General features: G+C 72.4%; 14 protein-coding genes. 6 read left to right on the forward strand and 8 right to left on the reverse strand.

Going from position 1 to position 12,979, the window contains the following annotated elements:
• Nucleotides 1-13: 13 nt before the first annotated feature.
• Genes OIE69_RS27075 through OIE69_RS27090 form a run of 4 tightly spaced genes read right to left on the reverse strand, consistent with a single transcriptional unit; the run spans nucleotide 14 to nucleotide 4,017 of the window.
• Nucleotides 14-829 carry an ABC transporter permease gene (locus OIE69_RS27075; RefSeq protein ID WP_326576372.1) on the reverse strand — a complete coding sequence of 272 codons (816 nt, stop codon included), beginning with the start codon at nucleotides 827-829 and terminating at the stop codon, nucleotides 14-16.
• 11 nt (nucleotides 830-840) lie between these two features.
• The gene (locus OIE69_RS27080) at nucleotides 841-1,731 is read right to left on the reverse strand and encodes an ABC transporter permease (protein ID WP_326576374.1); all 891 of its coding nucleotides are present in this window, start codon (nucleotides 1,729-1,731) and stop codon (nucleotides 841-843) included.
• 7 nt (nucleotides 1,732-1,738) lie between these two features.
• Nucleotides 1,739-2,938 (reverse strand): ABC transporter substrate-binding protein, encoded by a 1,200-nt coding sequence (locus tag OIE69_RS27085; protein WP_326576376.1) that lies wholly within the window; start codon nucleotides 2,936-2,938, stop codon nucleotides 1,739-1,741.
• On the reverse strand, nucleotides 2,929-4,017 hold the full coding sequence (locus OIE69_RS27090) for an ABC transporter ATP-binding protein (RefSeq protein WP_326576378.1): 1,089 nt from the start codon (nucleotides 4,015-4,017) through the stop codon (nucleotides 2,929-2,931). The genes OIE69_RS27085 and OIE69_RS27090 overlap by 10 nt, the downstream gene beginning before the upstream one ends.
• A 107-nt stretch (nucleotides 4,018-4,124) precedes the next feature.
• Here OIE69_RS27090 and OIE69_RS27095 point away from each other — a divergent pair, with 107 nt between their 5' ends.
• On the forward strand, nucleotides 4,125-4,871 hold the full coding sequence (locus OIE69_RS27095) for a FadR/GntR family transcriptional regulator (RefSeq protein WP_326576379.1): 747 nt from the start codon (nucleotides 4,125-4,127) through the stop codon (nucleotides 4,869-4,871).
• Between the two features lie 46 nt (nucleotides 4,872-4,917).
• Nucleotides 4,918-5,640: a cache domain-containing protein gene (locus OIE69_RS27100; protein WP_089221604.1), complete on the forward strand. Its 723-nt coding sequence runs from the start codon at nucleotides 4,918-4,920 to the stop codon at nucleotides 5,638-5,640.
• On the opposite strand, the gene OIE69_RS27105 is transcribed toward OIE69_RS27100, so the two are convergent.
• A complete protein-coding gene (locus OIE69_RS27105) occupies nucleotides 5,612-6,430 on the reverse strand; it encodes a serine hydrolase domain-containing protein (protein WP_326576382.1) in 819 nt (272 codons plus the stop codon). The genes OIE69_RS27100 and OIE69_RS27105 overlap by 29 nt on opposite strands.
• A 61-nt stretch (nucleotides 6,431-6,491) precedes the next feature.
• Here OIE69_RS27105 and OIE69_RS27110 point away from each other — a divergent pair, with 61 nt between their 5' ends.
• Both OIE69_RS27110 and OIE69_RS27115 read left to right on the forward strand, forming a co-directional pair.
• Complete coding sequence (locus OIE69_RS27110; RefSeq protein WP_326576384.1) at nucleotides 6,492-6,953, forward strand: MerR family transcriptional regulator; 462 nt, start codon at nucleotides 6,492-6,494, stop codon at nucleotides 6,951-6,953.
• Between the two features lie 5 nt (nucleotides 6,954-6,958).
• Nucleotides 6,959-7,978 (forward strand): aldo/keto reductase, encoded by a 1,020-nt coding sequence (locus OIE69_RS27115; RefSeq protein ID WP_326576386.1) that lies wholly within the window; start codon nucleotides 6,959-6,961, stop codon nucleotides 7,976-7,978.
• Here OIE69_RS27115 and OIE69_RS27120 read toward each other — a convergent pair.
• From OIE69_RS27120 to OIE69_RS27130, 3 genes are read right to left on the reverse strand one after another with little or no spacing between them, the layout of a single operon-like run.
• Complete coding sequence (locus OIE69_RS27120; protein ID WP_326576388.1) at nucleotides 7,939-8,727, reverse strand: DUF4429 domain-containing protein; 789 nt, start codon at nucleotides 8,725-8,727, stop codon at nucleotides 7,939-7,941. The two genes, OIE69_RS27115 and OIE69_RS27120, sit on opposite strands and share 40 nt — an antisense overlap.
• Before the next feature lie 54 nt (nucleotides 8,728-8,781).
• Nucleotides 8,782-9,978 carry an alpha/beta hydrolase gene (locus OIE69_RS27125; RefSeq protein WP_326576390.1) on the reverse strand — a complete coding sequence of 399 codons (1,197 nt, stop codon included), beginning with the start codon at nucleotides 9,976-9,978 and terminating at the stop codon, nucleotides 8,782-8,784.
• A 53-nt stretch (nucleotides 9,979-10,031) separates the two neighbouring features.
• Nucleotides 10,032-10,715, reverse strand: a complete 684-nt coding sequence (locus tag OIE69_RS27130) for a TetR/AcrR family transcriptional regulator (protein WP_326576392.1) — start codon at nucleotides 10,713-10,715, stop codon at nucleotides 10,032-10,034.
• Between the two features lie 107 nt (nucleotides 10,716-10,822).
• On the opposite strand from OIE69_RS27130, the gene OIE69_RS27135 reads away from it, so the two are divergent.
• Together OIE69_RS27135 and OIE69_RS27140 are read left to right on the forward strand one after the other, a co-directional pair.
• Nucleotides 10,823-12,424 (forward strand): MFS transporter, encoded by a 1,602-nt coding sequence (locus OIE69_RS27135; protein WP_326576394.1) that lies wholly within the window; start codon nucleotides 10,823-10,825, stop codon nucleotides 12,422-12,424.
• Nucleotides 12,425-12,528: 104 nt separating this feature from the next.
• Nucleotides 12,529-12,906: a peptidase inhibitor family I36 protein gene (locus OIE69_RS27140; RefSeq protein WP_326576396.1), complete on the forward strand. Its 378-nt coding sequence runs from the start codon at nucleotides 12,529-12,531 to the stop codon at nucleotides 12,904-12,906.
• Nucleotides 12,907-12,979: the final 73 nt, after the last annotated feature.

The raw sequence follows: 12,979 nt of genomic DNA on the forward strand, positions 1-12,979 counted from the left end.
GTGCACCCGTGGCTCAGAGGCGGCCTCCCGAGGCGGAGTCGGCGGACAGCCGCTGCGCGAGGTAGACCGGGATCACCGACGCGACGATCAGCACCGCGGCCACCACGTTGACGACGGGGGCCTGCTGCGGCCTGGCCATGTTGCTGAAGATCCACACGGGGAGGGTCTGGACACCGGGACCCGCGGTGAAGGTGGTGACGACGATCTCGTCGAAGGAGAGGGCGAAGGCGAGCAGCCCGCCCGCCAGCAGCGCCGTGCGCACCAGAGGGAAGGTGATGTCGCGGAAGACCTGGAAGGTGTTCGCCCCCAGGTCCATCGCCGCCTCCTCGTACGAGCCGGAGGTGCGCCGCAGCCGGGCCACGACGTTGTTGAAGACGACCACGACGCAGAAGGTGGCGTGCCCGACGACGACCGTGAACAGGCCCAGCCCGACGCCGAGCGGCTCCAGGACCGTGCGGAACGCGGTGTTGAGGGCGATGCCCGTGACGATGCCGGGCAGCGCGATCGGCAGCACGACGACGAAGGAGAGCGCCTCCCGCCCGAAGAAGCGGTACCGGGCGACGGCGAAGGCGATCAGGGTGCCCAGGACCAGGGAGACCGCCGTCGCGCCCAGGCCCGCCTTCACCGAGGTCCACAGCGCGGCGCGGGCGCCGGAGCTGTGCCAGGCGTCGGCCCACCAGTGCAGGGTCAGGCCCGAGGGGGGCCAGCCGAAGCCGCGGGCGGCGTTGAAGGAGTTGAGCAGGACGAGCAGCAGCGGCACGTAGATGACGGTGAAGCCCAGCGCGGCCGCGACGCGCAGGGCGATGCGGGCGGGACGGGAGAGTCGCATGGTCAGGGGCCTCACAGACTCCGGAGCGCGCCGGTGCGCCGCACGGCCAGCAGGTAGACGACGATGACCGCGACCGGCACGGTGCCCAGCGCCGCGGCGAGCGGCAGGTCGAGGGTGATGTTGGAGTAGACGACGTTGCCGATCAGCTGGGTTTTGCCGCCGACGATCTGCACGGCGATGTAGTCGCCGAGGCTGAGCGAGAAGGTGAAGACCGAGCCGGCCGCGACCGAGGGCAGCACCATCGGCAGCACCACGGACCGGAAGGTGCGCCAGGTCCGGGCCCCGAGGTCGGCGGAGGCGTCCAGCAGGCCGGCCGGCAGCTGCTCCAGCGCGGCGTGGATCGGCAGGATCATGTACGGCAGCCACAGGTAGGCCAGCACCATGATCGCGGCGGGCAGGCCGTAGCCGGGGCCGCTGAGGCCCAGCGGCCTCAGCGCCCAGTCCAGCGGCCCGTCCTCGGAGAGCATGATCCGCCAGGCGTACGCCTTGACCAGGTAGCTCGCCCAGAGCGGGGTGAGCACGGCGACGACCAGCAGGTGCCGGTACCTCGGGGCGGCCACCCGGGCGGTGTAGAAGGCGATCGGGAAGGCGATGACGACGTCGATCACGGTCACCGCGACGGCGACGCCGATGCTGCGCAGGGCGACGTCCCGGTAGACGTCCGTGGTGAGGACGGTGCGGAAGGTGTCGGTGCTCCAGACCTTGACCAGGTCGGAGGTGAAGGGGTCGGTCGTCCAGAACGCGGAGAGGAAGAGCGCGGCCAGCGAGCCCAGATAGGCCAGGACCAGCCAGAGCAGCGGGGCGGACAGCAGCAGCGACAGCCGCAGCCGCGGGCGGCGGTGCAGGGAACCTGCCAGCCGCCGCCCGAGGGTGCCGCCCGTCGTGGTCGGCGTGGTGGTCACGGACGGCTCAGCCCTTGATCTCGGTCCAGGCCTGGACCCACTTGGCGTAGGGCACGCAACGGACGTCGGTGCGGCCGTCCAGGCACTGCGGGATCGGGGTGTTCCAGAAGTGGACCTGCTTCCAGTAGGGCTCGTCGGCCGCGTGGAAGACGGTGCAGTGGTTCTTGTCCGAGGTCAGGGCGCAGGACTTCTCGTTCGCGGGGGCCTCGCCGAACCACTCGGCGACCTGGGCGTTCACCTTCGGCGAGACGATCCAGTCCAGCCACTTGTAGGCGCAGTTGGGGTGCTGGGCCTTGGCCGAGACCATCCAGGTGTCGGACCAGCCGGTGGAGCCCTCGCTCGGCAGGACCGCCTCGACCGGTGTCTTCTCGGCCTTGGCGAGGTTGGCGATGACCTGCCAGCTGGTGCCGATGACGGAGTCGCCGCTCTTGAAGGAGGAGATCTCCTTCAGGTAGTCGCTCCAGTACTCGCCGACGTTCGCGTTCTGCTCCTTCAGCAGGGCGACGGAGGCGTCGAACTGCTTCTGGTCCAGCGCGTACGGGTCCTTGATGCCGAGCTCCGGCCTGGTCTTCATCAGGTAGAGCGCGGCGTCCGCGAGGTAGATGGCGGAGTCGTACGCGGTGACGTGGCCCTTGTAGGGCGAGGCCTTGTCGAAGACCGCCGACCAGGAGGTGGGGGCGGGGGAGACCTTGTCCGTGCGGTACATCAGCAGGTTGGCGCCGCGGCCGTGCGGGACGCCGTAGGCGACCCCGTTCACCGAGTTCCACTTCTGCATCTTCAGGCTGGCGAAGACGTCCTTGTAGTTGGGGACGAGGCCGGTGTTGACCGGTGCCGCGTCGCCCGAGGCGATGAGGCGCAGCGAGGCGTCGCCGGAGGCCGAGACGGCGTCGTACTGGCCGGTCTTCATCAGGCTGACCATCTCGTCGGAGGTGCCGGCCACCTTGGTGTCGACCTGGCAGCCGGTCTCCTTCTCGAACGGGGTGACCCAGTCGACGGACTTGTCGTTCGAGCCGTCCTCGGCGTAGCCGGCCCAGGCGATCAGGTTGACCGCGCCCTCGGTCTCCCCCAGGGCCTTCGGCGCGCTGAGCTTGGGCGGGGTGAAGGCGCCGCCGGAGGAGCCGGAGCCCTTGCCTGGCGAGGACGAGCCGCCGCAGGCGGTGGCCAGGGCGAGGACGGTACAGGCTGCGAGGGTACGGGTCAGACGCACGTGGGCTCCGTTTCCGGGTGGGGGGACTGGACGGTGACGTTGTGCCTGCGGTGCCACTGGAGGCGGACGTGGGTTCCCCGGTAGGCGGCGACGTCGGCCGAGGAGGTCTCCTGGTTCTGCTGGAGGGCGGTCAGCCGGCCGCCCTCGTCGAGGTCGACCAGGAAGCGCGTGGTGTCGCCGAGGTAGATGACCTCGGCGACGGTGCCGGAGACGGTGCGCAGCCCGTCGTCCGAGGCGTCCGACGCGTCCGAGGCGTCCGAGGGGTCGCCGGGACCCAGTAGACGGATCTTCTCCGGACGGATGCTGTAGGTCCCGGCGCCGTCGGTGAGCAGGTTGGACGTGCCGACGAAGCCCGCGACGAAGGGCGTCGCCGGCCGCTCGTACACCTCTGCGGGGGTGCCGACCTGCTCGATCCGGCCCTGGTGGTAGACCGCGATCCGGTCGCTGAGGGTCAGCGCCTCCTCCTGGTCGTGGGTGACGAAGACGAAGGTGATGCCCACCTCCCGCTGGATCGCCTTCAGTTCGACCTGCATCTGCTCGCGCAGCTTGAGGTCGAGCGCCCCCAGCGGCTCGTCGAGCAGCAGCACCCGGGGACGGCCCACCAGGGCGCGGGCCAGCGCGACCCGCTGCCGCTGGCCGCCGGAGAGCTGCGCCGGGCGGCGCGCGCCGAACCCCTCGAGCCGGACCGAGGCCAGCGCCGCGCGGGCGCGCTCGATCCGCTCCGCCTTCGGCACCCTGCGGACCTTCAGCCCGTAGGCGACGTTCTGCTCCACCGTCATGTGCGGGAAGAGCGCGTAGTCCTGGAAGACGGTGTTGACGTCCCGCTCGAAGGGGGCGAGCCGGGTGACGTCCCGGCCGGCCAGCTCCACGGTGCCGGCGGTGGGGGCCTCGAAGCCCGCGATCATCCGCAGCACCGTGGTCTTGCCGGAACCGGAGGGGCCCAGCATCGAGAAGAACTCGCCGTCGGCGATCTCCAGGTCCACCCCGGCGACCGCGTGCACCTGGCCGAAGGACTTGCGCAGGTCCCGCAGGCGTATGGCGGGTGTGCCGGTGTCCGTTTCCTTGGCCGTTCCCTCCATCGGCGGGGAACCCTTCTCTTCGGCTGGAGCGTTGACCGGAAACCTATGAAGTTATATTTCAGAGGACAAGGCCTGGCCGGGGTAAAACTTTCGCCAAGTGAGAAGGTGTGCGGGTGAGCAAACTTTCGAATGGCGCGCTGCACGCCGTCTTCGCACCGGTCGGCAACCTCGCCCGGGTCGACGCGGTCGTACGGCGCCTCGCGGACGCCATCGAACTGGGCCTGCTCGCCGACGGCGAGCAGCTCCCGGGCGAGAGCGAGCTCGCCACCCGCCTCGGAGTCTCCACCGTGACCCTGCGCGAGGCCCTCATGGCCCTGCGCCAGCAGGGGCTGGTCACCACCCGCCGCGGCCGCGGCGGCGGCAGCTTCGTCACCGCCCCCGACCAGCCGCGCACCGCCCGGCTCGGCCACCGGCTGGCCGACTGGAGCACCGAGGAACTGCGCGACCTCGCCGACCACTGGGCCGCCGTCGCCGGCACCGCCGCCCGGCTCGCCGCGGAGCGCACCGAGCCGGAGGACCTCTCCCCGCTGCAGCGCTCCCTGGAGGAGTTCGAGGCCGCCGGCGAACCCGCCGCCCGCGGCCGCGTCTACGGCAGGCTGCATGTGGAACTCGCCGCCGCCGCCCAGTCGGCCCGTCTCACCAAGGAGGAGATCCGTATCCAGGCGGAGATCGGAGCGCTAATCTGTCTCGCACTCGGGGAGGACGACGCCCGCGCGGCGGTCGTCGAGCTGCACCGCGCGCTGCTCCGCGCCGTGCGCGACGGCGACGCGGAGCTGGCCCGGTCCCTGGCCGAACGGCGGGTGCAGGACGCGATGGAGCGCCTGATCGGACTGCGCCTGACCGTCGCCGGCTGACCCGGGCGTCCGCACCTCCCGTCCTCCCGCACCGGAGGCAGCCGCCGTGGCCGTCAGCTCAACCGCCCTCGTCGACGAGGTCGTCGCCGACGTCGTGGACCGGGTCCGCGGCACCCTGGAGGACGTCTTCGCCGCCGTCGCCCAGGTCGCCGAGCGCACCACCGCCATCGCCGCCGTCCGCGCCGCCGGCCGGGCCCCCACCACCGCCGACCTCGCCGCCCTGCGCCCGCTGCTGCACGAGCGGCTGCGGCGCCGGCACGACCTGATCTCCGGCATCGGCTTCATCGCGGAACCCGGGCTGCTCGGCGACGTACCGGCCTGGCTGGAGTGGTGGCAGAACCACGGGGAGGACGGGCTGCGGCCGCTCCTGCCCGACCTCGACCCGGGCACCTCGGCCTACTCCGACTACACCCACTGGGACTGGTTCGCCCTGCCCCGCGCCACCGGCGAGCGCGCCGTGGCCGGACCGTACGTGGACTACCTGTGCTCCGACGAGTACAGCCTCACCCTGTCGGTGCCGGTCCAGCACGGCGGGCGCTTCCTCGGCGTCGCCGCCGCCGACGTGTACCTGCGCCACTTCGAGGCCGCCGTGCTGCCCCTGCTGCGCCGTCTGCCCGCCCCGGCCGCCCTGGTCAACGCCCGCGGCCGGGTCGCGGCCTCCACCGACCCCCGGCACCTGGCCGGTTCCCTCCTGCGCAGTGTCAGCGGCCGGTCCTGCGGACCGATCCCGCTGACGCTGGTCACAGCGCTGCCAGCACCGCGTCCGTGAGCGCCGGCCACAACGGCAGGGCCCATTCGCCGAAGTCACGGTCCGTCAGGACGACGCAGGCCGCCCCGGCGTCGGGGTCGACCCACAGGAAGGTGCCGGACTGGCCGAAGTGGCCGAAGGTGCGCGGGGAGGACGAGGCGCCCGTCCAGTGCGGGGACTTGTGGTCCCGGATCTCGAAGCCCAGGCCCCAGTCGTTGGGGTTCTGGCCGCCGTAGCCGGGCAGCACGCCCTTGAGGCCGGGGAAGGCGACGGAGGTCGCCGCCGCGACGGTCTCGGGGGCCAGCAGCCGCGGCGCCTGCAGTTCGGCGGCGAAGCGGGCCAGGTCGTCGACGGTGGAGACGGCACCGGCGCCGGCCGAGCCAGGGCAGTCGGTGGCGTGCATGCCGAGCGGCTCCAGCACCCCCTGCCGCAGGTACTCGGCGAAGGGGATCCCGGTGGCCTTGGCGATGTGGTCGGCCAGCGCGTCGAAGCCGGCGTTGGAGTAGATCCGCCGCGTGCCGGGAGCCGCCATCACCCGGTGCTCGTCGAAGGCGAGGCCGGAGGTGTGGGCGAGCAGGTGCCGTACGGTCGAGCCCTCGGGGCCGGCCGGTTCGTCGAGTTCCACCGCGCCCTCCTCGACCGCGACCAGCGCCGCGTAGGCGGACAGCGGCTTGGTCACCGAGGCCAGCCGGAAGCGCCGCCCGGTCTCGCCGTACGTTCCCAGGACCGTGCCGTCACGGCGGACGACCGCCGCCGCGGCCGTCGGGACAGGCCAGTTCTCGATCGCGCTCAGGCTGCTCAGGCTCCGCATGACCGTGAGCCTAACGAATGGCCTTGCCTGGAGTGCACTCCAAGGTTTTAGCGTGGAACCCATGACCGTGACGCAGGTGGCCAAGAGCAAGCCCGGAAGCGTGCCCGACTGCTCCGACGAGGCGCGGCGACCCCTCCCGGACGGCCGGGACCGCTACACGATCAGCGAGGTGGCGGCCTTCACCGGCCTGAGCGCGCACACGCTGCGCTGGTACGAGCGGATCGGGCTGATGCCGCACGTCGACCGCTCGCACACCGGGCAGCGCCGCTTCACCGACCGCGACCTCGACTGGCTGGCCTTCGTCGGCAAGCTGCGGCTGACCGGGATGCCGGTCGCGGACATGGTCCGCTACGCCGAGCTGGTGCGGCTGGGGGAGCACACCTTCTCCGACCGCCAGGAGCTGCTGGAGTCGACCCGGCGCGACGTGCTGCGGCGGATCGCCGAGCTGCGGGACACCCTCGCGGTCCTCGACCACAAGATCGACACCTACGCTGACGCCCGCCGGGCGTCGGAGAGGGCATGAGGCGCATGAGCGACAACAACGAGACGATCGCCAAGGTCACCCTCGGCACGGGCGGCCCCCTGGTCGGCGTGCAGGGCCTGGGCTGCATGGGCATGAGCGAGTTCTACGGCCCCACCGACGAGGCCGCCGCCCGCGCCACCCTCGACGCGGCGCTGGACCTCGGGGTCACGCTCTTCGACACCGCCGACGTGTACGGCCTGGGCGCCAACGAGGAGTTCATCGCCCCCTTCGTGCGCGAGCACCGGGACGAGATCACCCTCGCCACCAAGTTCGGCATAGAGCGGAAGGCCGACGACGCGCGGTACCGGGGCGTGCGCAACGACCCGGAGTACATCCGCCGGGCCGTCGACGGCAGCCTGCGCCGCCTCGGCGTGGACGTCATCGACCTGTACTACATGCACCGCCGCGACCCCGCCGTGCCGCTCGCCGAGTCCGTCGGCGCGATGGCCGAGCTGGTGCGGGCCGGCAAGGTGAGGCACCTGGGCCTGTCGGAGGTGACCGGGGCCGAACTGCGCGAGGCGCACGCCGTGCACCCGATCGCGGCCGTGCAGTCGGAGTGGTCGCTGTTCAGCCGGGACGTCGAGATCTCGCTGACCGGTGCCGCCGCGGAGCTGGGAGTGGCCCTCGTGCCGTACTCCCCGCTGGGCCGCGGCTTCCTGACCGGCTCCTTCCAGGACGCCTCCCAGCTGTCGGCGGACGACTTCCGCCAGTACCAGCCCCGCTTCTCCGGGGAGAACGCCAAGCGCAACCTCGACCTGCTGGAGCCGCTGCGCCGGGTCGCCGAGGCGCACGGCGCCACACCCGCCCAGATCGCCCTGGCCTGGGTGCAGCAGCGGGCGCGGGCGCACGGGCTGACCGTGGTGCCGATCCCGGGCACGCGCAAGGCCGAGCGTCTGCGGGAGAACACCGCCGCCACCCGGATCGTCCTCGGCGAGGCCGAACTGGGGTGGCTGGAACCGCTCGCCGGGCAGGTCGCGGGTGACCGCTACCCGGACATGTCGTCCACGTCGGCGGCGCGCGAGTAGCCGTCCCGGTCCAGGGCGGGCCGCGCCCGCGCGGCCCGCTGGACCGCCGCGACGACCGCCGCCGCCAGCGGCAGCGACTCGTGGACGAGGCCGTAGCCCAGGCCGAACACCACGGTCGCCGGGTCGTCGTCGGGGTTGCCGGCGCGGTGGCCGTCGGCCTCGCGCGGCAGCAGCCGCAGGTGACCGCCGAGCATCTCGGGGGAGCGCCAGTCGACCCCGGACAGCTCGGCGACCGGGAAGTGCTGGTCACCTGCCTTCCACTTGGCCGTCGAGGCGCCCGTCCAGAACCAGCGGAAGGACACCGTCTCGCCGTCGAAGGACGCCTTGCCGTCGTACGCCTTGAAGGACTGGGGTGCGGACGGCACCTCCACGAGGTGGCGCGGGGCGGGTTCGGCGTCCGAGCCGCCCCCGGCAGCGCCGATCGCGGACAGCAGCTCCTCGGCGTAGTACTCGGCGAGCAGCTCCCGCTCGGCGGGCAGCACCAGCCGGTAGGGGTCGGCGGCCTCCTTGAGCTGGCCCTGCGCGGCCTCCATCAGGGGATCGGCGCCCCGCCGCGGGAGCCCGCGCAGCACGATCGTGCCGCGCCGCCCGGGGGCCAGCTCGACGCCCGCCAGGGCCTCGTAAGGGACACGCCGCCGCCCCAGGGACTGCAGCAGCTTCGAGTTGCGCATCCCCCGCTCGTAACGGATGAGCACCGCATCGGCATCGAACTCCCATACGGCGTTGGATCCGGCCAATACGTCACCCATACGGGTCATCGTAGGCCGCGTCGCCGTTTCGGGAACCGGCCGGGCACGGCCGGACTAGGCCACGCCCGCCGTGCAGTCGCTGCCGTCGGCGCACCGGACGTCCGGGTAGCGGCCGAGGGCGATGCTGGTGAAGTTGGCGAGGCTGTCGGTGCCGGGGCGGAAGTAGCCCGCGTGCCCCTCGGCCGCCTCGGAGGTCACCACGCGGGCGCCGAAGGACCGGGAGACCGGGTCGGCGCCGTGGCCGAGCCCGGCGAACTCCATGTGCGGCACGTCGCCGATCCAGTCGGTGCTGTCCCGCGTGGCCCACACCCGGGCGGCCGTGCCCAGGTCGGCCGCCTTGTCCACCCGCATGCCGGGGCTGCCGAAGACGGCGATGTCGGAGACCCGCCCGGAGGGCAGTTCGGGGGCGGCGACGCCGCACAGCACCGAGCCGTAGGAGTGGCAGAACAGCGAGACGCCGCCGTGTGCCGGCAGGGACCGCACCAGTGCGGCCAGCCGGACGGCGCCCTGCTCGGCCAGTTCCCCGGTGGAGGCGTCCAGGCCGACGCCCTGCGGGGTCGTGTAGTCGGCCCAGGCGATGACGGCCGTGCGCGTGCGCGGGGCGGCGGCGTGCTCGGCCGCGTACAGCGAGCGGGCCATGCCGACGGGGGCGCGGGCCGGATCGTCCTCGCGTTCGAAGGAGAGCACGTCGGTGTCGACCCCGGGCACGACGAGCGAGACCCGTTCGGCGGTGCCGAGGTCGCCGAAGACCTCGGCGGCGCGGCCGCGGCCGGTGGGGTCGAAGGCGAGGATCTGCCGTCCGCCGTCGAGCAGGGAGGCGTAGCGGTCGGCGCGTTGCGCGGCGTCCTGGCGGCCCTCGGTGGTCAGCAGGGAGCTGCGCGAGCGGGCGGTCTCCTGGGCGCGGGCCTTGACGAGCGAGCGCCGGTTGGCCTGGTAACGCAGGGCGACCGGGGCGCCGTTGAGGTTGCCGACGACGAGCGGGTAGCGGTGGGCGAGGAGCCTGGCCCCGTCCGGTCCGACCGAGGCGAAGAAGCGCGCGATGACGCCGGGGGCCGCCTGGGGGTCGGGGAGCGGACGTCCGCCCACCGAGCCGTGCCGCCACGCGGCCGTGGCCACCGCCAGCGCGTCCCCGCCGCCCTTGTGGTGGCGCAGCGCGGTCCAGCCGGTGGTCGCCAGCATCACGAAGACCACGGCCAGGGCCAGAAGGGCGCGCAGGGAGGGGGAGCTGAAGCGCTCGTCGACGAGGTTCACTGGGGGACACCCTAGGAGACGCCGGAGACCCCCCGGGCGCGCCGTGACCCAAGTCACGTTTGGAACAAGGAGATTCCGGACACAGCCTGGTGTTCGTCCCACGGTTGTGCGAGGACCGGGACCAGCAGGTTCAGGTGTTCCTCGGTGATCCGGCGGATGGACTCCACGCTGGTCTCGTCGCCGTCGCCCCACAGGCGCTGGGCCACCCGGATGACCCCGCCGACGGCCGCCACGAGCACCCGCGGCCGCGGGTCGGCCGGGTCCAGGCCCTCGCGGGCGGCGATGACCGAGGCGAGCCGTGCCTCGACGAGCGCCGAATGGCGCATCTGGGCGGACAGCAGCGTCGGCGTGGACTCGATCACCCGGTACATCGCCATGTACGTGGACAGCGGTACGACGGCGGCGATGACGGCGCTGATGCTGTGCCAGGACTCGTCCAGCGCGGCGCGCAGCGCCTCGAAGGGCGGTTCGCCGGCCGGGCGCTCGGCCACCGCGGTGACGAAGGCCTCCTCGACGCTGTCCTCCAGCGCGAGCGCGACCTCCTCCTTGCCCGCGAAGTAGCGGAAGAAGGTGCGCTGCGAGACCTCGACCTCGGCGGCGATCTCGTCGACGGTCGTGCGCTCGTAGCCCTTGACGACGAACAGCTCGATCGCGGCCCGTATGAGCGCGTCGCGCGTGCGCTGCTTCTTGCGTTCGCGCAGGCCGCACACGGGCGTCGCGCGCATCGCGTGCTTCATCTGCCGTCCACCTCCAAAGGGCCCCACGATACTTCCGTGCCTTCCTGACAGTTACCGACGGATGACTGCTTTGGTCAAATGTCAGGCACTGACATAATCTCTTGCCCATGACCCAAGGCTCCGTCGTCACCGACAAGGCCCCGGACTCGATACCGGCGCCTTCCAAGAAACCCCTCCGCGGCCACCCCTGGCTGACCCTGTTCTCGGTCGCCATCGGCGTCATGGTGGTGGCGCTGGACGGCACGATCGTCGCCGTCGCCAACCCGGCCATCCAGGCCGACCTGGGTGCTTCCCGCGAGCAGATCCAGTGGATCACCACCGGCTACATGCTGGCCCTGGCGGTGTCGCTGATCACCGCGGGCAAGCTCGGCGACCGCTTCGGCCACCGCCAGACCTTCCTCGTCGGCCTCGCCGGATTCGCCGTCACCTCCGGCCTGATCGGCGTGTCCAGCGGCGTCGGCATGGTGATCGCGCTCCGAGTGCTGCAGGGCGTCTTCGGCGCGCTGCTGCAGCCCGCCGCGCTCGGCCTGCTGCGCGCCACCTTCCCGGCCGAGAAGCTCAACATGGCCATCGGCATCTGGGGCATGGTCATCGGTGCCTCCACCGCCGCCGGGCCGATCGCGGGCGGTCTGCTGGTCGAGCACGTCAACTGGGAGTCGGTCTTCTTCATCAACGTGCCCGTGGGTCTGGTCGCGCTGGTCCTGGGCCTGGTCATCCTCAAGGACGTGCGCGCCGAGAACGCGCCGCGGTCCTTCGACGTCCCGGGCATCCTGCTGCTATCCAGCGCGATGTTCGGCCTGGTGTGGGGCCTGATCAAGGCTCCGGAGTGGGGCTGGGGCGACCCGCTGACCCTGGGCTTCCTGGCCGGCTCGGTGCTGCTGTTCGTCCTGTTCGCGTTCTGGGAGAGCAAGGCCTCCGAGCCGCTGATCCCGCTGCGCATGTTCCGTTCGGTGCCGCTGTCCGCGGGCACGGCGCTGATGGTGCTCATGGCCTTCGCCTTCCTGGGCGGCCTGTTCTTCGTCACCTTCTACCTGCAGAACGTCCACGGCATGTCGGCGGTGGAGTGCGGCGTCCACCTGCTGCCGCTCACCGCGATGATGATCGTCAGCTCGCCCGTCGCCGGCGCGCTCATCACCAAATTCGGCCCCCGGGTGCCGCTGGTCGGCGGCATGGTGTGCACGGCGGTCGCGATGTTCGGCATGACCGGTCTGGAGGCCGACTCCGGCACCGCCGTCATGTCCCTCTGGTTCGCCCTGCTGGGCCTCGGCCTGGCCCCCGTGATGGTCGGCGCCACCGACGTCATCGTCGGCAACGCCCCGCTGGAGCTGTCCGGCGTGGCTGGTGGCCTCCAGGGCTCCGCGATGCAGGTCGGCGGCAGCCTCGGCACCGCCGTGCTGGGCACGATCATGGCCTCGCGGGTCGACAGCGTGCTGCCCGAGAAGTGGGCCGGTGCCGGCCTGCCCCCGCTGAAGGGCGAGCAGGCCGCGCAGGCCGCCGACGCGGTCGTGGTCGGTGTGCCGCCCGTCGCCAAGGACACCCCGGCCGAGGTCGTCGCGCTGATCACGAAGGTCACCAACGAGACCTTCCTCTCGGGGATGGGCCTGGCCTTCACCGTCGCCGGCGTGGTGGCCGCCTTCGCGGCGGGCATCGCGTTCCTGACCAAGCGCGGCGTCAACGCGGACGCCGCCGGCGGCGGGGTGCACATCTGACACCGGACGATTCCCTATCCGGGTGAACGAGGCCCGGGGCCCTTGGCGGCCCCGGGCCTCGCCGTTCACCGTGGAGCTCCGACCACCACGGGGGAGTGATCCACATGCGCAGTGCCGTCCTGACCCTTGCCCTGGCCGCGGCAGCCGCGGCCCTGGCCGCCCCGGCCCCGCCCGTCGCGGCCGCCCCCGCGGCGGCCCGCCCCGCAGGGCGCTGCGACCCCGGGGAGCTGTGCCTTTGGGACAAGCCGGGCTACCGCGGGGCACGCCTGGTGCACGAGCTCGCCGACACCGACGTCAACTCCTGCGTGCCGCTGCCGCCGGGGACGTCCGCGAAGTCGTTCGTCAACCGGACCCGCAAGCTCGTGACGACCTACCAGAGCGCCGAGTGCTCCACCGAGGGCGACTTCGTGACGTTCCCCTCCGGTACCTGGGTGCCGGAGTCCCGGCACACCGTCCGCGCCTTCCAGATCGTCGACCAGTGACACGAGCCCGCGGGGAGCCGGGAAAGGCCGGGGCCCCCGCCGCGCGGATGCGCGACGGGGGCCCGGTCGGGAC

The sequence above is a fragment of the Actinacidiphila glaucinigra genome, assembly GCF_035918135.1.
GTDB classification, from domain to species: domain Bacteria; phylum Actinomycetota; class Actinomycetes; order Streptomycetales; family Streptomycetaceae; genus Actinacidiphila; species Actinacidiphila glaucinigra.

Bases quoted from the DNA above. Each gene is read 5' to 3' on its own strand.
- OIE69_RS27090 (WP_326576378.1), bottom strand. From the start codon at position 4,017: ATGGAGGGAACGGCCAAGGAAACGGACACCGGCACACCCGCCATACGC.
- OIE69_RS27075 (WP_326576372.1), bottom strand. From the start codon at position 829: ATGCGACTCTCCCGTCCCGCCCGCATCGCCCTGCGCGTCGCGGCCGCG.
- OIE69_RS27120 (WP_326576388.1), bottom strand. From the start codon at position 8,727: ATGGGTGACGTATTGGCCGGATCCAACGCCGTATGGGAGTTCGATGCC.
- OIE69_RS27110 (WP_326576384.1), top strand. From the start codon at position 6,492: ATGACCGTGACGCAGGTGGCCAAGAGCAAGCCCGGAAGCGTGCCCGAC.
- OIE69_RS27135 (WP_326576394.1), top strand. From the start codon at position 10,823: ATGACCCAAGGCTCCGTCGTCACCGACAAGGCCCCGGACTCGATACCG.
- OIE69_RS27140 (WP_326576396.1), top strand. From the start codon at position 12,529: ATGCGCAGTGCCGTCCTGACCCTTGCCCTGGCCGCGGCAGCCGCGGCC.
- OIE69_RS27105 (WP_326576382.1), bottom strand. From the start codon at position 6,430: ATGCGGAGCCTGAGCAGCCTGAGCGCGATCGAGAACTGGCCTGTCCCG.
- OIE69_RS27115 (WP_326576386.1), top strand. From the start codon at position 6,959: ATGAGCGACAACAACGAGACGATCGCCAAGGTCACCCTCGGCACGGGC.
- OIE69_RS27130 (WP_326576392.1), bottom strand. From the start codon at position 10,715: ATGAAGCACGCGATGCGCGCGACGCCCGTGTGCGGCCTGCGCGAACGC.